The following is a 22,236-nucleotide window of genomic DNA, read 5'->3' on the forward strand; positions in this document are numbered from 1 at the left end:
CGGTCAGCCGTTCCTGGGGTGGTGGGCGGGGGTGAGGACGTAGTACTTCCCCCCATCGGTGTCGATCTCCTTCTCCCACGCCTTCTCGTAGCCGTACCAGAGCCGGACCTCCATGGAGACCGGGCCCATGGACAGCCCCCGCTTGTTCTCCTGGCCCTTCTCCCCGTACGGCTTGCCCCGGGTCGGCTTGGCGTAGAGGACGATGACCTCGATGTGGGGGAAGTACTTGTTGTTCATGTCCTCCACCACGAACTTGCAGCTGTCGCAGGTGCCCTGGGTGGAGGCCACGATCAGGGTGCCGCGGGCATCGGTACGGTTCCTCGGGGTGAAGCCGCGCAGACCCATCTGCTCGTAGACCCTGCCCATGAGGTTGACCTCGGCGTCCTTCCGCTGCTGGCCGAGGGTCGCCATGTCCGTCTCGTTCCTGATCGTGGGAAGCGGCCGCTCCAGCTGCGCGGCCATGCTCTCGTGCAGCGGGCTGAGGGGCGTCAGCCTGGTCTCGACGACGCCGAGCGCCCTGACCACGCCGGTCACCGCCTCGCGTAGCGTCGCTTCGGGCTTCCCACCGGCGTTCACGACCTTCGCGAGCGCCGCGCGGGCCTTCGCCAAATCACCGACGGCCGCCCTGGCCGAGACGACGGCGTCCCGGGCAGCCCTGAACGGCGCACGCTCGATCGCCGTTCCGGGGCCGCTCGCCTGCTCGGTGTCCACCCGCTTCAGGAAGTCCTCGGACTCCTTCAGCGTCCTGTGGAGGGCTTCCCCCGCCTCCTTGAGCCGTGTGACCGCCTGCGCGTCCGGCTTCGGGTTCTGCCTCAGCTCCTCCCTGAGGAGGGCCTGCCGGGAGGCCGCTTCACGAATCCCGGACGCGATCCGGCCGTTGTCCTCGACGGCGGTCACGAGGGCCTTCCTCGCCGTGTCCAACCGCCACTTGTTCGCCGAGTCGGTCGCCAGGTCCTTCAACGCGGCTGCCGCCGGCGGGACCGTCCGGGCGGCCTGCTTCCCGTTCTTGAGCGGTCCGAGGGTCTTCCACTCCGCGGCCGTGGCCTGCTTCTCGTAGCCCTTCCTCCCCACCATGAGCCCGGCCGCCGCGAACGTCCCCGGGGCGCCGGCGTCCGCTTCCACGGCTTCGGCCAGCTTCGCGACGAGGGTCTCGATCTGGTCGTGGATGGCGGTGTCCCCGGGCAGGTGGTGATCGCGCGTGTAGGAGGTGACGGCCCGGATCTCGGCGCCCTCCTCGATGCCCTCGGGGTAGCGCTTCCCGTCCGCGGTCCACAGGTCGCGCCTTCCGGCATCGATCCAGTACCCCTTGCGGTCCTCACCGTGGACCACCGCGGCGAATCCGTGCTCGCCCAGGTCGACGACGGCGAAGCCGCCCGGACCCATGGCGCGGATCTGCCGTTCCACCGCCTTCAGGCCCTCCTGCCCCTTTCCGTACGTCCGGTAGTGGTCGGACAGGGCCGTCGGCACGTCGGTCAGCGTCGACTCCTTCTCGGCGACCTTCAGCCCGTTGTAGAACACCTCGCGCAGGGCGATGACGGCTTCCAGGCTCTGGAACCGGGTCGGCGCCTGCTCGCCGGGGTCGTGCGGGTTGACCAGCCTGAGCAGCTCCCCGGTGGGGGCCACCGGCGTCGTCGACGGCTCTCCGAGGTGCTTCTTGAGCGCCTCCAGCTCCGGTGAGTGCTTCGCCTGTCGGCCGGTGTCGTCGCCCAGGACGGTCGGCGGCTTGAGCTCCGGGTCGATCGGGGAGTCCGCACGCGCCGCTTCGATCGGCTTGTCGCCCTCGCGCAGGAGTTCCTGTCCTCGCGGCTCGGCGTGGACGACGCCGTCCTCGACCGTGAGGTGGTACCAGTCGCCCGGCTCCTCGACCCTGGGCTTCTGCGCCGCCGCATAGCCGACCGACCGGGCCGTGACGAACCTGGGCGGGCCGCCGGCTGCGGCCACGTGCACCGCGTCGGCCGCCGCGTAGATCGACGGGACGAGCTTCAGCTCAGGGTGCGCGGCGAGTTGCTCGTGCAGGGCCAACAGCGTCTTCGCGGCGGGCGACTCGGCGCCGCCTCGGGCGAAGTGGCCGGACAGGAAGCGCAGCGGTTCGCCCTTCCAGGTGCCCGCCGCGGCGAGCTTCAGCAGGGCTGCGGCCGTCGCCTTCGGGTCGGCGTTCCAGCCGTGGCCGGCGCCCTCCGCTCCGGTGAGGTGCGCGATGGTGACGTACCTCTCGTCGTTCGGGAACCGGCCCAGCAGAGCCTTGATCGGCTCCGGGAACGACGACCACGTGTCCGTCGGGTCGGACAGCAGGTGGAGCTTTCCGGCGGGCGTGAGCTCGAGTTCCCTCGATGGGCCGGGCGGCGGGGCCGGGTGGGCGTTCAGGACGGTCGGGTTGAGGGCCAGTTCGATGAGGTCGGCCTCGCTCAGCGGGTGCGGGTCGGCGAGCACCGGCTCGGGCTCCGGGACGAGGTTGGGCTCGCCCGTCGCCATCTCGTTGAACTCCCTTAGCCCGCGCAGCTGTTCGTCCGCCTCGCGGGTCCGCGTGACCGGGTTCGCCAACGCGGCCTGCGGGTCCGGCCCGTAGAGGCGCTCGAGCAGCGGCAGCAGCTCCGGTTCGTTCTCCCGCACCCAGTCGGCGCCGTTGTTGCGGGGCTGCCCGGTGACGGGGTCGTTGCCGTGGTTGGTGCCGAGGTAGGTGTTGGTGAGCTGGGCGAAGTACTCGTACTCGTCGGTGGCGGAGTAGTTGCCGACGAGCTCCTCGCCCCGGTTGCGCCGCCCGCCGTCCGGCCAGGTGCTGACGGACTCCTCCTGGAACACGTCGGCCAGGCCGTCCGCCTGCCGCTTGCCCAGGTACACGTCCTCGATCAGCGCCTGCTCGTCCTCGTCGAGGCCGAACTTGTGGACGGCGTGGGCGAGTTCGTGGGTGGCGATGGAGTACCCCTCGGCGTACTCGTTGCCGTGGCCGATGTTCGTCCGGTCGCCGGTGAGGTTCTCCTCCGGGATCACGACGATCTTCTCCACGTTCGCGCCACGGACCTGCCACCAGGCACGGCCGTCGCCCGCGTCGCCGCCGGCCTGGCGGCCGCGCAGCTGCTTCAGGCCCTCGACCTCGGTGATCGGCACGTCCTTGGGGACGACGACCACCTGGACGCCCTTCACCAGCATCCGCTCGGTGACCTCGGGGTCGTTGAGCAGCCGGCTCAGCTGGGTATGCGCCTGGTTGCGCGCCGAGACGGGCTGGTGGACGCCCGGGTCGACGTGCACCAGCAGCCGGGCGGCGGCGTCGGCGAAGTCGGCGGCGGGCATGCTGTCGCGCAACTGCCGTACGTACGCGGCGTCCTGGGCGAGGGTGCGCCGGTCCTCGTGACTCAACAGCTCCAGCTCCCGCACGCGCTCGTGCACGTCGCGCGGGGAAGCGGACGAACCGGGGTCGCGGACGGGCGGCGCCGAAGCGTTCTCCGACCCGGCCGGCGGCATGTTGTGGCGGCGCTTGAACGGCCGCTCCTCGACGTCCACGTCCATGTCCGTGGGCCCCGGGTGGGAACTGTTCTCCCCCAGCCGACTGTAGTGGTTGCCCGCCAGGAGGAGGTGGATGTCAACGTCCGCGCTCCCGTCCAGGGGCTGCATCGTGTGGACGTTGTCCCCCACGTGGATGTGCAGCCGGGCACCCAGCGCCGAGGCGACCATCATCGGGGCCAGGTCACCCGCCGGCGTGGCCCAGTTGCCGGTGAGGGCGATCGTCAGGAACAGCTCCTCCAGGTTCGTCCCGCGCGTCTGCGCGAAGGCGGTGACGGCCTGGAGGTTCGCCGGGCGCAGCATCCACTCGACGACCAGGTTCCGCAGCCCCAGAGCGTCGTCGACGCCCTCGATGGTCACTGCGTCGTTGACCGCGTGGTAGAGGCAGTCGCCGTCCGCCGGGACGCGGCCGGCGATGTGCCACCCCTGCGGGTCGTTCAGCCCTGCGGCCGGGAGTCCCTCGAGGAGGTCCGGGGTGTCCCGCAGCATCGCGAGCTTGCGGCCGAGGCGGAACGCCGGGGTCGACAGGGCCAGCGTGTGCGTCATCACCTCCTTGTGCTCGGGCTGGATGCCCGCGTGGATGCCCTCGAACGGCCCGTCGAGCGGCGCGGACGTGGTGTGGCTGAGCACGTTGTGCCTGGCGCTCCCGAGCCAGGCGGCGTCCTGAGCGGACGGCCGCCAGGTCTCCCCCGGTCCGAGCGGTTCGTCGGTGCGCAGCCGCGCCTTGCTCTCGGGGTCGTACGCCTTGCGGTACTTCGAGGCGCTGGTGCCCTTCTTCGCGCCCCGTGGCGGGAACTTCTTCCCGGTGTCCGGATTCGTGGCGCCGGTGTCGTTGCTGAGGAGCCGGCCGGTCACGGTCGTCAGCTGGACGTGCGACTGCCCCAGCATCGGGCCGTCGTCCTCGCCGCCGCCCTCCTCGTCCTCCTCGTCCTCCTGGTCCCTCGCCCTGAGCTTGCGCTTCGGGAGCGGCTTGTCGTCCAACGGCGGCTGCCCGGCCGCCCCGGCGGCCTTCGCGGCCGCGTCCAGCTCGGCCTTGTGCGCCTTGTTCCAGACGGCCTCCAGCTGGGTGGCGGCCAGCCTGGACAGGTCGGTGACGACCGCCCCGTGCTCGAAGTCCGTCCGGAACGCCGAACCACGGTGCGGCAGACGGTTGTTGGAGGCGTCGGCGCGGGTCTGCTCGATGATCTCGTCCCGGCCCTGCGGCTGGACCGGCGCCATCCTGGGCCTGGGGTTCGTCGCCAGCTCCCCCTTGTGCACCCACTCCAGTTTCGGCACGTGGACGGACGGGGGGAGGTTCCCCAGCAGCGGTTCCTGCCGCCGCCCGAGCTCCCAGGCGTTGAGGCGGTTCAGCCGTCGGCCCAGTTCCTCGAACTCGGCGCCGCCGTTGCCCCATTGCAGCCAGGGCTTGCCCTTCGCGTCCTTGAGCCGTACGGCCAGGCCGTCGACGAGCAGGTTCGGTTCGGGGGCGTACGGGAGCAGGGGTGCGTAGGTAGCCTGCCAGTCGCGCTCCTCCATGTCCTCGCGGATGGCACGACGCCACCGCTCGACCAGGACGTTCCGCCCCCGCTCGGACTGCCACATCTCGGGGAGCTTCGTGCCCAGCCGTCGCGTCGTCTCGCGGATCAGGCGCGCCACGTCCTCCTGTTCGGTGGGCACCCGGTAGCCGCCGCTGAAGGCCAGCGGGCGGTCGGGATTCCACAATCCGTCATCGCCGTCCGGCCGGTCGGGCCCGTCCGTGCGCCTCGTCCACTCGGGCCCGTCGTACTCGCCCGGGTGGTCGGGGCGCGGCTGCGGGCGCCTCAGCACCTCCTGGACGTGGTCGAAGAAGTGCCGGCCCGAGGGCACCAGGCGCGAGCCGTGGTCGAAGTCCTGCACCGAGAGATAGGGGTGGAGGCCCTGCCGCACCATGGCGTCGATCAGCTGGTGGGTCGGCGCGCTGTTGAGGACGCTGTTGCGCATGGTCCCGTACGGGAAGACCTTCTCGGCCTTCTTGACGATCTCGCCCGTCGCCAGCGTCGTCTTCTTCGTCTTCCTCGTCCACTTGAAGGTGTCGGAGACGACGGCGACGGGGATGTCCAGGTCCCGCACGAGTTCGCGGGCGCGGGCCACGGCGGCGTTCAGGGCTGTGGGCTCCTGCCCCCTCGGCGGCCTGGGAGCGTTGAGCCCGACGACGATCACGACGCGCCCGCGGGTGACGTCGGAGAGCCCTTCGACGATCCGGTGGACCACGTCGACGATCTGTTCCACGTCCGCGTGGGAGGTCATGGTGTTGACGACGAAGCCGATCCGGCGGGCGTCGCCCGTGGCCTGCTCGACCAGGTGCAGGTACTCGTCCGGTCCGATGAGCGGCCTGGGGGCGGCGCTGCCGAACGTCGCCACGTAATGGTGGAACGCCGTGTTACCCACGTCCGAGGACGGCACAGCGGGCGGCGCGACGGGCGGCGCGACAGGCGGCGGGGTCTGGTCCACGTCCATGGCCATGTCCTCGGTATGGACGTGGGCGGCACCCGACCCGCCGGGCGGGGGCGTGCCCCCGGCGTCCTCACCCCCGATGGACATGCTGCTGAGCAGGGTGGAGATCGTCGGGTCGCGCACCAGCCTGGGCGGCTGCTGGGGCGGACCACTGCCGTCGCCGAAGCCGAGCACCACTGCGTGCTCCCCGTCCAGCTCCGGGTGCTCGCCCGGGCGCGGCATCGGGTCGGGGCGCGTCACCGTCTGCCGCGCCCCGTCCTCGGCGACCGTGGTGTGGTGCCAGCCGCCGGGGCCGGTGATGGCGGGCCGTCCGTCGAGCCCGAATCCGACGGTCACGGCCAGGGCGCGGGGCCGGTCCCCGCGCACGACGACCACGTGGTTCGGGGAGGAGACGATGTGCAGGGCCTCGCCCGGGAGGGCGGCGTGGAGGCCGTCGATCACGTGGGCGATGTACGAGGTGTCGCCGCCGTCGGCGGTGCGGCAGGAGTAGAACCGCACCTCCTGCCCGACCTGCCACTGCCCGGACTCGCGCATCCGCAGCAGGGCGGCGACGGTCTCCTCCGGGGTGACCTTGAGGCCGCGCCAGGTGGGGGCGCCGTCGTCGTGGAGGGAGTGGTAGGCGATGGCGAGCACGCCCTCCACGTGCGGCAGGGCCTCCAGCGCCTCCCGGATGTGGTCGTTGACGGGCAGGTTCCTGGCGTCCGGGTCGATGAGCCAGCGGATGCCGGAGGCGAGGGGGCGGGACAGCTCGGTGGCGATCTCCTCGGGCGAGGGCGTCGTCCGCTGCAGGGACTGGCCGCCGGGGTGTTCCGGGGTGAAGTGCATCCAGTGGTTCGCGGGCACCGTGACGGTGGTGGTTCCGGCGAGGGGGGTCTCGAGCTCGATCGGGATGAGGCCCTTGTGGGGGAACTCCAGGGTCTCTCCGCCCTTGCGGAAGTTGATCTCGATCTTGGTGTAGCCGGTGTAGCGGGCCATCGGCATGCCGACCTTGGCGTTGCCGGGCAGCTTGCCGCTGGTGGCCGTGATCGCGCCCTGGCGGCCCCGGCGGGTGAGGCCGATGGTGCCCAGGCCGTTGCCGTCGGGTGAGGAGCCGGGCCCTGCCTGGACGCCGACCTGGCCGCGGACGTTCCAGGCGAAGCCGTCCAGGTCGGTGGAGCGGGAGGTGGCGACTGACTCGTTGGCGGGGCTGAGCGCCGCCTGCTGGTTGTTCCGGTCGAACTCCAGCTGCACCAGGGTGACGGTGGCCGTGACCTCGGCGTCCTCGACGAACCAGCGCTTGCCGAGCGAGGGCGTGGCGATGGTGCGCTGGGCGGGACCGCCCTCGACGTGCGGGGGGCCGATCACCGAGGAGAACAGTGCGGACAGCTGCGCGTGGCTGAGGCTCCCCGTGACGATCGGCTCCAGGCGGGTCCAGACGTCCTTGCCGAAGAACCTGGGCCCCGCGCTGCGGACGAGACTCAGAGGCCCGGAGGTGTCGCCGAGCCAGCGCAGCACGTCGTGCTCGCGCAGGCCCCGGGTGAACAGCGTGGCCGGGGGCACCGGGACGGTCTGCTCCGGGGAGTGGCCGCGACGGCCGCCGGCGGCGCCGTTGGCGGTGTCGACCGTGCGGTTGCGCTCGGTCAGCAGGTCGGCGTGGACGACGGTGTGGGCGACGCCGCGGCGCAGCTTCCACTGCGGGGTGACGGCGTCGACGGCCTTCCTCACCTGGGTGAGCACGGGGGTGACGGAGGCGTCGGATGCGGGCCGCGTCGTCGGCCTGAGCTTCACCTCGTCGTGGGAGAACGGGTGGAGGTCGATTCGGGCCTGGCGCTCCATCCACACCGTCAGCCGGATCTCGGCGCGCTGCGCGTCGGCGGGGACCTTGGACTTGACGGCCGTGCCGGAGGCGACCACGTCGCCGTGGCTGTTCAGCTGCTCCTTGGACCAGGTGAGGCTGCCGCCGCCCCCGGCCATGAGGGACACGCCGGTGCCGAGCGGGTCGGTGGTCGCCAGCGCGCTCGCGTCGACGGTGTGGTGCTGCCCGCCGCCGGTGTTGGTGCCGCCCTCGGAGTTGGTGACGGCGGTCTGCAGGCTGCTGCCGAGGTTGAACTCGACCGCCCCGACCTCGCCGGTCTTGCGCACGTGGACGACGGAGGCGGTGACGCGCACCGTGCTGCGGCCGTGCCGGACGACGACCTCGTAGCCCGAGGAGGCCGACTTCAGTTCGGCGTGCAGGGCGTCGAAGTCGAGCTTCTTCAGCAGTTCCTTGCGGACGGGCTTCCAGTCGCCGCCGAGGATCTCGATCCCCTTGCCGGCCAGCTGGTCGACGACCCGGGCCACGGCCCGCGGCCCGGTCTGCGGCTGGCCGACCACTCCGGAGTCGTGGAAGATCCGGCTGATGATGTCGGAGGAGCCGAGCCGGTTGTCCGGCAGGTGCCGCAGCACGGTCTCGTTCCCCACCGGGAGGAGCACCACCTCGCGGTGCGGGACGGCGAACTCCAGGGGCGCGTCGACCCGGTCGGCCGCCAGCTTGCGGTTGAACGCGCTGGGCTTGTAGACGATGTCGAAGACCGCGTCGCCGCCGAAGAGGACGGCCGGTTCGGTGCTCTTGCCCCGGCTGTTGGTGCCGGCGGTGCGCTCGGTGATCAGCCCGCTGACGCTGTCGCGGGTGTGGGCGTACGAGCCGGTGACGGCGACGTGGGGCACGTTGCCGCGGAACGCCACCATGTAGCGGGTGCGCCGGCGGCTGTCCCAGACGAAGCCGGTGACCGTGCGCTGCTGGCCGCCCAGCTCGAACTCGAAGCCGGTCACGGTGCGCCGGGCCGTCATCTCCAGCGGACGGACCGTCACCTCGACGGTGCCCTTCCAGCTGCCGGTGTCGACCTTGACCTTGACGACCCTGCCACGGGTCATCCCGGACACCGAGGCCGTCAGCGCCGTGTCGTCGAGCTTCTCGGCGAGCCGGGCGAGCACCTTCGGCGGAAGGGCGCCGAGATCGCCGAGTTTGGTCTCGACGGCCTTCAGCACGGTGGTGTCGCCCCGGCCGAGGCTCAGCACCACGTCGGAGCGGTTGAGGCCCGTGGGCCTGCTCAGGCCCTCGCCGAGGTCCGTGGGCGGCGCGGGCAGGCGGCCGAGGTGCTCGCTGCTGACCTGGGCCTGCAGCAGGGTCGGGGTGTGCAGCCCCTCCGGGCTCGTGAGGTGGTGCTCCTGCCCGTCGACCTTCACCGTCAGCTCGACGGTGACGTCGTGCAGCGCCTGCCAGGACTGCAGCTTGCCGTTGGCGTACCCCTTGGTGGAGGTGCCGCCGATCCAGCCGTCCCGGTCCTGCACCGTCCGGCTGAAGGTGGCGGTGCCCTGGAGGGTGTCGCTCCACGGCTTCCCGCTCGGGTCGGTCTCGCCCGGACGCTCCTTCACCGGGCCCTTGCCGAACACCTGGACCTGGCCGGTCTTGGCGTCCGAGCGCAGGTTGCGCTGCCCGTCCTGGGTGGTGGTCTCCCGGATGGGGTTGAGGTCGGAGTCGCGCTGCTCCCGGACGAACTGCTCGGCGGTGACGTGGGCGGTGACCTCGATGTGGAACGTGCTCAGCGGGCCCCGGCCCGTCACCGGGGTGCGCAGCGGCACGCCCTGGGTCATGGCGGCCAGGTGGGCGCTGAGGGCCGCGTGGGAGAACGTGCGCAGTACGTCCTCGCGCACCTCCAGCCAGCCGTAGTCGCCGTACTGCGCCCTGCCGATGGCGTCGAGCTGCCGGTGCAGGGGGGAGACGTCGCGCAGGTCGCGTACGACGGTGTTCTTCGGCAGGCCCTGGTACCCGGCCAGGTGCTCGCGTGTCGTGACGGCCAGGTGCGGCTCCGGCACGACGGGCGTGCCGGCCGGGAGCACCTCCCCGACGACCTCGGCCTTCTCGACGACAGTCCGGAAGCCGAGGCCCGTCCGGCCCTGGCCGCTCGCGTGGACCGTGTTCCGGCTGAACTTCTCGAAGGTGACGACGATGTCGGCCTCGCCCTCGTAGAGCAGGGCGTCCGTCCTGCGCTTGATGCCGAGGCCCAGTTCGTCGCTGTCGCCGTGCCGCTGGATGTCGGTCCGGCCGGCGTTCGCGGCGGCTCCGGCGCCGCCGCCGAAGACCTTGCCGGTGCCGGTGCCGCCCAGGGGCAGGGGGAACTGCGCCCCCTTGACGGTCGTGTCCTGCTCCAGGTGGGAGCGGGTGACGGCGGTGGAGAGGTTGATCTCGGTGGTGGGCAGTTCGGCGGTGTTCTCGTTCCTGCGGATCGTCGCCTGGTGGAAGGTGACCACCAGGTCGGGGCCGGTGGTCCGCTCCAGCACGATGCTGCGGGAGTCACCGGACATGAGGGCCTTGAGGTCCTGGTGCAGCATGCCGAGGTCGAGTTCCTCCAGCACGCGTCGGCGCATGTCGGGCCAGTCGCCGCCGAAGTACGCCTGCGCCTCGTGCTCGAAGCCCGCGACGAAGTCCTCCAGGCCGTTCGGGGCGTGCGGGGCGGGGTGGAGGGCGGGGAGTTCGATCCCGTCGGGGCCGACGACCGGCGCCGGGCGCGGCGGGATCGTCCAGACCTCGGCCAGGATGTGCGAACCCGCCAGCCGGCCACCGGCGCCCGCCCCGGGCGGCGGGCCGAAGCGCGGGCCCACGAAGGCGCCCAGCTGCCCCGCCTCCCGGGAGGGGAAGGCGACGTACGCGTGCACGGGGACGGTCACCGGGCCCGGCGCCACGAGGGAGGAGAGGACGGCGGGGGTCTCGACGCTGCGGTAGGCGGTGTCGACGAACTCGACGGTGAGCGTGTAGGTCGTCAGGTGGACGGTGGCCTCCTCGCTCGTCTTGCCGCGCGCCAGCGTCCTGCTGGCCTCCATGGTCGTCGTGCCGTGCTGCTTGCCGTACTGCAGCCCGAGGGTGCCCGTGACGGTGCCGACCTTGTCGGGCTTGACGGTGCCCTGGAAGCTCACGGCGCCCTGCCAGAGGCGGTCGCCGGTGACGCCCACGGAGGTCTGCTGCTCGGAGCCGTACTCGAACTCGAACCCGGGGAGGGTCCGGTCGAACACGCTCCGCAGGAAGTCCGCCTTGATCCGGACGGTGCCCGACCAGGAGTCGACGGAGTAGGGGATGTCCCAGACCTCGCCGTGGGAGAGCGAGGTGAGCTTGGCCTGGAGGCTCTCGGGGCTGAACAGGTACTCGGCGAGGGTCCTCGCGGCGGCGTGCTCGCCGTGCAGGGCTCCCGCGAAGGCGGTGGTGAGGGTCCGGATCAGCTCGGCGTGCGTGCCGTCGACACCGAGCAGCACGTCGGCGGGCGCGAGACCCCGGTCGGCGATCCGCGCGGGCGCGGCGTGCTCCCCCAGCGGCGGCTGCGGCGGGGTCACATGCCCGCCGGGCGGGGGCACCAGGCCCAGCGGGGGCGGGGGCGGTGTGCCGTCACCGCCGGGCGGCGGCACGGTCGCCGGGTGGCTGACGGCGTTGCCGAGCACCACCGCGTCCAGGCCCTCCAGCGGGACCTGCTCCTGCGGCGGCAGTGCGCCGTCCTGGAGTTCCGGGCCGCCGAGCTCGTGCGAGCTCGTGGTCACCTCGATGTGGCCGTCCTCGTCCATCCGGAGGTGCTCGAACTCGCCGGGGGTCATGACGAGCGGGCGGCCGTCCTCGCTGAACTGGACCCGGCCCGCCAGCACCCGGGCCGCGCCGCCCTCGGGGTCGGGGATGACCACCACGTGGCCCTGGGTGGCGACGAGGTGCACGGCCTCGCCCGGCAGGGCCGTGTGGAGGAGGTGCAGCACGTCGACGACGTACGAGTCGCCCTCCGCCGTGATATGGGCGGCGCGGCAGCCGAGCAGCCGCAGCGTCTCGCCGACCTGCCACTGGCCCTGCGCGCGCATCTCCAGCAGGCCCTCGACGAACTTCTCGGGGGTGACCGGGCTGCCCATCCACTCCGGGACGCCGTCGGCGCGGGTGGTGTGGTAGCCGATGGTGACCGTGCCGTCCTGGTGCGGGACGGCCTCCAGCGCCTGCCGCACCAGTGCGCCGCCGGGGGTGTCGCGGTGGTACACGTCGGCGAGCCAGCGCGTCCCGGCCGCGTTGATCGGGTGGGCCAGGGAGTCGGCGAGCGAGAGGATCTTGGCGACCTCCTCTCCCCCGGGCGTCTCCGCCGTGAACCGGAGCCAGTGTTCGGGCCTCGGGGTGACGGCCTGCGTCTCGTCCTCCGGGATGTCCAGTTCGATCGGCAGGCGCCTGGTGAGCGCGTCGAAGGGCGCGGGCGAGCCGTCGCCCTCGCCGTGCGGCGGCGTGGTGGTGGCCGGCGGGTCGAGCCGGAGGGTCTCACCGCGCTTGCGGAAGGTGACGCTGACCTCCACCAGGCCCGTGTAACGGGCCATCGGCACGCCGACCTTGAGGTTGCCGGGGAACTTGGAGCCCTCGCTCGTGACCGTGCCGCCACGCTTCTGGTACGTGCCGCCGACGGTGGCCGTGAGGCTGCCGACGGCCGCGCCCGCGGGCCCGACCTGCACGCCGCCCGTGACGCGGGCGTTGCCGCCCAGGCCGTCGAGCCGGGTGTTGCGGGAGCCCCCGGCGGACTCGTTGGCCGGGCTGAACGCCGCGGCGCCGTGGCTGTTGTGGTACTCCAGCTGGAGGAGCGAGACGGTGGCGCTGACCTCGGCGTCGCCGACGATCCAGCGCCGGCCGAGGGCGGGCGTGCCGATGGTGTGCTGGGCCGCCCCGGGGTTCCCGGGGTTCGGGCGCGGGCCGATCGCGTCGCCGAGGAGGGCCGACAGCTGGGCGTGGCCGAGGCTGCCGGTGACCAGGGGCTCCAGCTTCCCCCAGGTGGCCTTGCCGAAGAAGGCCGGGCCCTGCTCCTGGAGGAGGGTGGCCAGGCTCCTGGTGTCGCCGAGCCAGCGCAGGACGTGGCCCGTGCCCAGTCCCTCGGTGAACACGGTGGCCGGGGGCACCCGGACGACGGCGGTGTCGCGGCCGCGCCAGCGGGTGCGGTCCCCGGGGTCGAGCGTGCGGCCCTTCTCGGTCAGGACGTCGACGTACACCGTCGTCTCGGCGACGTCGCGCCGCGTCCGCCACCGGGAGACCAGGTCCCGGCCGGCCTCCTGGAGGTGGACGAGCGGCCGGAGACCGCTCGTGGCGGGGGGCAGGTCGGGGTTGCCGACGGGCGGCCGCTGCGTCAGCCACCCGGCCTCGGACGGCTTGACCGCGGTCCGCCCGTCGGGGCCGAGCAGGGAGGTGCTCTCCATCCGTACCGTCAGCACCACCTTCGCCCGGTGGGCGTCCGCGGTCACCTTCTCCTTGATCGCCGCGCCCGTGGCCAGCACCTCGCTGTGGTGCTCCAGTTGCTGGATGCTCCGGGTCAGCGCGACGTTGCCGCCGATGACGCCACCGACCAGGCCGGAGCCGGTCGGGTCGATGACGACCTGCCCGCCGACGCCGCCGGTGAACACGTGGCCGCCGCCGGTGTTGCCGTCGACCTCCGTGTTGACGAACCCGGTCTGGAGGGTGGTGCCGATGTTGAACTCGACGGCGCCGGGGGCGTTGACCTCCCCGCTGCGCCGCGTCTCCGCCACGGAGGCGGTGATCCGCACCGTGTGGCGGCCGTGGCGGACGACGCGTTCCTCACCGGCCGTCATCGGCTTGACGTGGGAGTGCAGGTTGTCGAACCCGAGCTCCTCCCTCACCTTGGGACGCAGCTCGCCCCACACGCCCTCGCCGAAGACCCTCGCCCCGGTCCCGTCGAGGTGGCTGACGACGGCCTCGACGCCCTCCGACCCGTACCGCGCCACGCCCTGGTCGTCGAGGTGGTAGACGCTGGTGACGGTGTCGGAGGAACCGAGCTGGTCGTCCGGCATCCGCCGGGGCTGCTCCAGCTCGCGCGGGGACACCTCCCGGCTCGGCGCCGCGACCTCGACGGGCGCATCGACCCGGTGGCCGGGAAGGGGGGCGGTCCTCTCGGACCGGAGGGTGACGGTGAAGACGGCCCGGCCGTTGAGCAGGTCGGCGGGCTCGGTGCTCTTGACCCGGCTGTTGGTGCCGCCGGTGCGCTCGATGGTCAGCCCTCGGGAGTTCTCCTTGGTGTGGGAGCCGTCGGAGCCGACGGTCACGTTGTCGACGCCGAGCCTGGACGCCCCGCCGAGGACGACGCGGGTCTGGCGGTCCCAGGTGTAGCCGACGGTGACGCGCTGCTGGGAGCCCAGCTCGAACTCGAAGGAGGCCGTCGACCGGCGCCCGGTCAGGGTCAGCGGCGCCGCCGTCACCTCGACGGTGCCCTTCCAGATGCCGGTGTCGACGGCGATCTCGATCCGCCCGCCCCGGGTGAGGCGGGGCAGGGCGGTGGTCAGCGCGGTCAGGTCGAGCCCCTGCTCGAGCTGGACCAGGGCCCGGCGCTGCTGCGCGGCGGGCGGCGCCGAGAGCCCCAGCTGGGACAGGACCCCGCCCGGCCGGTCGGTGGGCGACACCGCGAGGCCCAGCCGTTCCTTGACGAAGCGCAGCACCCCGGCGGCCTCGTTCCCCAGCGACAGCACGACGTGGGAGCGGCCGAGGACGGTCGGCACGTGCGGGGTCATCTGCAGGGCCTCGAACGCCTCGGTGGCGAACGGCCGGCTCAGCTCGACGTCCAGGCGCACCGGCGCCTCCAGCCGCCTGCCGTTCACCGTCACCGTGAGGTCGATCCTCGCGTCGTACATCGCCTGCGGGACGCGCAGCTTGCCGTTCGCGAAGTCCTTGGTGGACGTGCTCTCCGTCCAGCCGCTGCGGGCCTGGCCGTCGAGGCCGCCCAGGGCGGTGCCCTGCGGGGTGAGCTTCTTCGACCCCTGGAAGGCGCCCTTGAGGAAGAGCTGCCCCTGCCCGTTGGCCCCGGTCGCGGCGAGCCTGCGCCCGCCCTCGAAGCCGGAGGTCTCCCGGACGACGCTGAGTTCGGTCGCGCTCTGGAAGCGCCGGTACTCGGCGCCGACGAGCGTGGCGGTCACCTCGATGTGCAGCCCGCTCATCGGCCCGCGGTCGGTCACCGGGGTGCGCAGCGGCACGCCGTTGCTCATGCCGACCAGGTGGGCGCCGACGGCGGCGTGCGAGTACACCCGCAGGACGTCCTCGCGGACCTTCGCCCACTCGTGCGCGCCGAGCGCGTCCCGACCGGCACGGTCCAGCGCCGCGTGCAGCGGCGCGACGGAGACCAGGTCGCGGACGAGGGTGGTGGTGGGCAGGTGGGGGGTGTCCAGGTGCGGCGCCGGCCCGGGGGCGGCCGCCGGGGCGACGTCCGGGAACTCCGCCCTCTCGATGACGGTGCGGAACCCGAGGCGGGCCTCGGCCCTGTCCGGGGCGGGGTACGGGTTCTGGCCGTCCGTCCGTTCCACGTGCTGGTGGCCGGGCTTGCCGAAGACGACCTCGATGGTGGCCACACCGGTGGCCATCCGGGCGGGGACCTTGGGCTTGCTGCCCAGCGCCACGTCGTCGCCGCCGCCCTCGCGGTGGACGTCGTCCTTGGTGCGGCGCAGGCCCCCGGTGCCCCCTCCGCCGCCGTTCTTGCCGGAGCCGGTGCCGCCGAACGACGCCTGCCAGCCCTTGCTGTCGATCTGCTGGTCCACGTGCGAGCGGCTGATGCCGGTGGAGACGTAGAGCTCGGTGTCCCCGGGCAGGGCGACCACCGACTCGGTGGTGAGGACGTGCGCCCTGCGGAAGGTGAGCGTGCCCTCGGGGGAGGTGACCGTCCCCAGCGTGACGGTCAGCTCCTCCCCCGCCATCAGGGGCTTGAGCTGCTGGTGCAGGACGTCGAGGTCCACCTCCTCGACCAGACGGCTGCGCAGGGCCGACCAGGTCTTCCTGCCGAAGAACGTCTCGGCCTGCGCCTCGAAGCCGTCGACGAACAGGTCCATCCCCCGCCGGTCGGAGGCCCCGTTGCGGGGGGTCATCTCCAGGCCGTCCGCGCCCAGGCCGTCCGCACCCAGGGCTCCCGCGGGGCGGGTCCTCCCCGGCACGGCGACCGGCCAGACCTCGGCCAGGACGTACGGGCCCTTGAGCCGTGCGTCGGCGCCGCCCGGCAGGACGGCGGGCAGGACCTCCTCGTTCGCCCCCGGGGGAAGGTCCCAGGACCACTTGGGCACGGCGACGTGGGCCGTCACCGTGACCTCGCCGGGGTTCTCGGGCCGGAGCAGGGGGCCGCCCGGGACGCCGATGAAGCCCAGGTCCTCGAAGGTCATCCTGAGGGTGAACGGCAGCTCGTAGACGGCGGCTTCGGCGGTGGTCTTGGCGCGGGCCAGGTTGCGGCTGGCCTCCCCGGTCACCGAGCCCTCCCGCCGGCCCTTCTGGCCTCCGGCGCTCCCGGTGAGGCCGCCCTTGCCGACCTTGCCGGTCCCCTGGGCGGTGAGCGAGAACTGCAGGAGCGAGTCCCCGGTGAAGCCGACCGAGGTCTGGTGCTCGGAGCCGTACTCGACCTCGAGGCCGCCCAGGCGGCCGAGCAGGGTGCCGCTGCCCGCCGTGAAGCGGTCGGCGCTGATCCGCAGGGTGCCCGACCAGGCGCCCGCCTCGAAGGGGACGGTCCACGCCTCGCCCCGGGAGAGCCCGGTGAGCCGGGCGCGCAGCGTCCCGGGGTTGAGCACCGTCTCGGCCAGGAACTTCGCGGTGGCGCCGTGGCCGTGCAGGGCCGCCTCGAGGCTGCGGGTGAGGCCCGCGACCAGGTCGGCGGGCGGGCCCTCCAGGCCCATCAGGATGTCCGTGCGGGAGAGTCCGCGCTCGACGATGCGCTGCGGCACCCCGAGCGGCGGCGCGGTCTGTCCGGCGGCGGGCGTCGCGGGGAGGAGGAAGCCGGGCGGGGCCATCAGCGGGCCGCTCTCCACGGGCACGGTCACCGTGGTGTCGCCCTCGCCCCCGCCCTCTCCCTCGCCCTCGCGGTGCGGCGGCGGCACGGCGCCCAGGTGGGCGTCGCCCTCGCCGAACAGGAAGCGCACGCCCTCGTAACCCTCGTTCAGGTGCACGGGGTTGGCGCGCTCCGAGGAGGGCCGGTCCTTGCCGTAGAGCTTCTCCAGCAGGGCGACCATCTCGGGCGACTCGTTGCGCCGCACCCAGCCGGGGCCGTTGTTGCGGGCCCGGCCGGTGTACGGGTCCTCGCCGTGGTTGGTGCCGAGGTAGGCGTTGGTCAGCTGGGCGAAGTACTCCTCCTCGCTGCGGGAGGCGTAGTTCTGGGCGTCGTTGTCCTTCACGCGCCGGGGGCCGTCCGACCAGGGGGCGTCGTCGCCGGCCTCGTGCTTCTTCCGGTACGCCTCGCTGATGGTCCTCCGGTCCGTCTCGGACAGGACGCGGTGGATGGCGTGGGCGAACTCGTGGGTGGCGGTGGAGTATCCGTCCGCCTGGTGGGGGGCCGGGCCGATGGTGGTCTTCTCGCCGGTGAGGTTCTCCTCGGGCACGGCGGTGTCGCGCCGGTCGTTGGCGCCGCGCGTGGTCTCGTACGGGCGGTGGAGCGCACCGCCCTCGGCGCCGTGGGTGCCGGCGAGGTGGGTGAAGGGGCCCAGCTCGGTGAGGGGGACGTCCTTGGGCAGGACGTGCACCCGGGTGTCCTCGGCGAGCAGCTTCAGGGCCACGTCGCGGTCGCGCAGCATCCGGCCGAAGAGGGTGACGGCGCTGCGCCGGGCGAGGCCGGGCTCGCTGGTACGGCCGTCCACGTCGACGAGCAACTCGGCGGCGGCCTGGGAGAGTTCGTGGTCGTCGAGCCTGCTGAGGTTCTCCAGGACGGAGGGGTCGGTGCGCAGGTCGGAGCGCTCTTCGGGGGTGAGGTGGCGCAGGGTCTCGGAGCGGTCGGCGGAGGAGAGCTCGTGCAGGCCCGGCTTGCCGCCGCCGCGCAGGGCGACGGCGAGTTCCTCGGGGCCGGGGTTGTGCGGGTGGTGGCCGAAGGCGTCCTCGTTGGCGCGTTCGTGCTCGCGCCAGCTCCTGGCGTCGAGGTTCCTGAGCGTCCAGAGCTTGTGGTACTCGGCGATGAACTCGTCGCCGTACTCGCCCTTGAAGTGGCGGGTGAGCTCGTCGTTGAGGGCGTGGCGCGCGGCGAGGTCGTCGAAGCCGCGGGCGGCCTCGCGCAGGGCGGGGGCGGCCTCGGCCTCGAAGCGGGCGTGGTCGGCGAGTTCGCCGTTCAGCTCGGTCTTGCGCGTCTGCCAGGTCGGCAGCTGCTCGCGGAGCTTGGCGGGGGTGTCGAAGACCTCGTCGAAGGCGCGGCCGGCGCGGTCGGTGTGGCCGGTGCTCAGGCGGTCGGTGGCGGCCGGGGTGAGGCCCCCGTGGTCGCGGGCGGCGGTGCGGGCGGCCTCCTCGGCCTCGCGGCGGGCGGCGAGGCGGGCGGCCTGGTGGGTGATGCGCTCGTGCAGAGCGGCGCGGGCGGTGAGTTCCTCGACCTTGGCGGCGAGGGCGTGCGGGTCGGCGTCGGGGTCGGTGACCAACCGGTCGGCGGCGTCGGCGACTTCGCGCATCACGGTGTCGCGGGCGCGGTCGGCGTCGGCCGTGTCGGCGCCGAACTCCTTGGCGAGGTCGCGCTGTTCCTCCTGCTTCGACCAGCTGTCGGAGGCGTGGTCGACGGCGTCGGCCGCGCGGCGCACCACCGTCTCGCGGGCGGCCTGGAGGGCGTACTCGTGCGGCAGGTGCCGGGCGCGGCCGGCCAGGGCGGTCGCGAACTCGGCGGTGGCCTCGGCACGTTCGCGGCGCGGGCCGACGAAGCCGTCGAGGCCCCCGGCGCTCTCCTCGAAGTCGCGGGCGAGCTGCTCGCGCAGGGACTCGCGCAGCCGGTCCTCGCCGACCGGGGAGAGCTCGGGCTTCTCGGTGATGCCGAGGTCGGCGAGCATTTTCCGGTCGTCGGCGGAGAGCCGGTCGAACCAGGTGTCGGCGGCCTGCTCGGTGAGGTGGTCGGCCTGGGCGAGGGCGCGTTCGTGGTCGGCGCGCAGCCGCAGGTCCGCGAGCAGGTGCTCGTCGAGCCGCTCCAGCGAGGCCCGCGCCCTGTCGTACCCGGCCTCGCTCAGCGCGTCCGGGTGGTCGAGGACGAGGGCCGCCTCGTTCTCGGCCAGGGCGCGGAAGGCCCTGCGCGCCTCGGGGCGGATCAGGTCCAGCCCGGCGGGCGGGAGTTCGGAGGCGTTGCGCGCGCCCCACTCGGTGACCGTCCGCTCGAAGTGGTCCATGGCCGTACGGACGGCGCCCTCGCGGGCGGCGGCGAGGCGGGTGAAGTCGTCGGCCCGGGCGAGGATCTCCTCGCGGTCCTGCGGGCGCCGCTCCAGCTCGGTGTACATGAGGTCGCGGGCGCGGCGGCGCTCGGGGTGGGCGGGGCCGTTCGGGTCGTCGGCGGGGAGGCGGACGGGCCCCTCCCGGTAGGCGCGCTCCAACGCCTCCTCGGCCTTCTCGTCGCGGCGGTGGCCGCTGCCGTCCGGGTCGTGGGAGAGCTGGTCGGAAGCCTCGGTGAGCTTGGTGTCGTAGGTGTCCTGGAGGTCGCGTTGGGTCTGCCGCCACTGTTCCTCGCGGCCCTCCTCGGTGCGGAGGTGCTCGGGCAGCGGGGCGTAGTGGTGCTCGGGCTCGGGGGCGTTCTCACCAGGGGCGTTCTCGCCGAACTTCTGCGCGTCCGGGATCGGGTCGGTGATCCTGCTCGGGTCGAGGGTGCGGAGGTACCGGTCGGGCAGCGGGGCGGGCCGCTCCCGGGGCGCGTCGACGTCGTCCTTGCCGAACTCCAGGACGGTGCCGCGGCCTTCGACGATCGGCCGGCCCTGCGCGTCGAAGCCGACGTTCGCCGCCACGATCACGTGGCCCGGGCCGGAACTCGGCGTGAGCCCCTCCTTGGTCGTCTCGAACGCGGGGGCCACCCAGACCGACCCCTTGGCGACGACGACCTTGAGGTCGGCGGTGTCCGGGTTCTCCCAGACCTTCGTCATCGCCTCCTTGAGGAAGGCGTGCCCGGCGCCGCCGAGGTCGCAGGCGACGAAGTCGAGGGTGCGCCGGCCGTCGTCCAGGTGGCCGTTGGCCTGCAGCACCGTGATGGTCTCGACGAGCTCGTCGACCGTCAGCGGCTTTCCGTTGCGCGTCGGCAGCCCGTCGGTGGTGTGCGCCACCACGGCGAGGCGGGTGCGGTCGACGGGGAGCAGCTCCAGCGTCTTCAGCGTCGCGTCGGACGGGTGGTCGCCGAGCACCCACGCGGGCTGCCGGTCGGGGCCGCCGGGCACGGAGTGGCCGTGCTCGGGGAGTTCCAGGTAGGTGACCGGCTCCTCGGGCGTGTGCACGGGCCGGGGCGGGTGCGCGGGCTGGATCGTCTCGTGCTGCTCGACGGGCTGGGGCTCGGGCTGGTGCTCGGACTGGTTCTGGGGCTGGTGCTCGGGCTGGGGCTGGTGCTGGGAGACGGTCGACGTGACGGGCTCCGGCCGGGTGACGGTCTCGTTCCCCGAGCCGCCGGCGTGCGCGGAGGCGCCCTTCCCCTCGGACTCCTCGACGGGCTTCTCCGGCGCGGGGGCGGGCCTGTTCTCCCCGCCGGTGGTGGGCACCTTCTTCGGCGCGTTCCCGGATTCGTTCGCCTGGTCCGTGGACCCGTTCGCCTTGTCCGAGGACTGGTTGCCGCCCTTGGACTCCGTGGGGATCGGCGACTCGGCCACGCCGCGGTGGGGCGTCGACTGCCCCTCGCCGACCGTACGCACGCCGTCCCCGCCCAGCTCCGCCGCCAGCCGCGCCTCGCGGGCCTTGGGGCCCTCCGGCCTCGGGATGAACGGGTTGGTCGGGTGCCCGGTCAGGGTGGACGCGACGGCGAGCCACACGCGCGGGTCCTTCAGGCCGTAGTACTTGGCGTCGCTGGTCAGGGCCGACTGCTCGTCCAGGTGCTTCATCGCCTCCTGGAACTTGAGGCGCAGCGGGCCGGTCGCGACGTGGCCGAGGTGGCCGAGCACGCCCATGGAGACGCCACCGACGAAGCTGTCGACGGTGACGTTGAAGGAGTGGTCCTCGCTGAAGACCAGGTTGTAGGTGCCCTCGGTGAGGACGTTCTGGAGGCCGCCCCTGAGCGAGCCGGCGAGCGCCTCCCCGAACTTGTACAGGAACTGCATCGCCGTCTGCGGCCGCAGGCCGTCCATCAGGACCATCGCCCGGTCGGTGAGGTCCTTGACGACCTGCTTGGCGCCCGGGTCCGCCACGTCCTTGACGACGGCGTTGAACAGCCGGCTCACGGCGCCCATGTCGACGGCGTAGCGGGCACCGTTCTCGATGATCGTCCTGGCGAAGTTCTCGGCGGCCTCGCGGGCGACCTCCCCGCTGACGCCGAGCCGGCCGAGGTGCTCCTCGAAGGACTTGACCAGCTCCTTGGTGAAGACCTCCTGCTTGGTCAGCTTGGAGACGATCTCGTCGGCGGTCTCCTTGGTGAGGGCCTTGGCGCCGTCCTTGGCCACCGCACCGATGCCGTCCTTGGCCAGGGCGCCCGCGCCCGTCTTGCCCAGGTCGTTGCCGATCGTCTTGCCGACCCCGCCGCCGATCTCGCGGATGGCGTCGTTGACGACGGTCTTCTCCAGCTGCTTGAGCTCGTTCTTCTCCAGGTTCTTGACCAGGTCCCCGCTGAGGAACTTGCCGATCCCCGAGAGGTCCTTGGTCAGGTTCCCGAGGATGCCGCCGCCGAAGATCTTCCCGAAGAGCTTGCCCAGACCGAAGGTGAGCAGCTCCAGCGGACCGGTGAGCAGACCGTTGATCGCCCCGAACTCGATGGCCTGGATGAGGGATTCGGTCTCGTAGTGGTCCTTGTGGCCCTGGGCCATCTGGATGCCCTGGATGATGCCGTCCATCACGATGCCGGTGGTGATGGAGAGGAACTCGTGCAGCATCAGCTGCTTGAACAGCCAGATGAAGAGCTGCTTGACCACCTCGCGGGTGATCCCCTCGGCGATGAAGATCTGTGCGAGCGAACCGCCGAAGGTGAGCGGGATGTTGGCGATCGCCCAGGCGATCTGGGCCAGCAGCTGGATGAGCTGGGCGATGATCATCCACTTCGTGTACTCGATGGCGTTGGCCACCTTGTACGCGTAGTCGCTGAGCTCCTTCGCCGCGTTGCCCGCCGCGGTGAGGTAGTCGGTGGCGCCGCTGCCGCCGTAGAGGCGGCGCATCTTGAGGACGAACTGGTCGGCGGCCTCGCCCTCGAAGTTGTCCTTGCAGACGCCGACGAGCTGGACGAGGTACTCGCGCAGCTCCGGGACCTTCTGGTGGATCAGCAGGTAGTCGTCGCCCGCGATGCGCAGGTCGTCCTCGCTGCCCTCCGGCCACTTCATGCCCGTCACGATGTGGAACAGCTTCCGCAGGCCCTCGGGCAGGGGGATGGACAC

The 22,236-nt window shown here is 72.7% G+C and carries 1 protein-coding gene; it reads right to left on the reverse strand.

What is annotated here, in order from left to right:
• Positions 1-3 precede the first annotated feature (3 nt).
• Entirely contained in the window at positions 4-22,236 is a 22,233-nt protein-coding gene (locus tag IH61_RS0113650) for a hypothetical protein (RefSeq protein WP_031069273.1), read from the reverse strand.

The organism is Streptomyces sp. NRRL WC-3742 (genome assembly GCF_000720635.1).
Taxonomy (GTDB): domain Bacteria; phylum Actinomycetota; class Actinomycetes; order Streptomycetales; family Streptomycetaceae; genus Kitasatospora.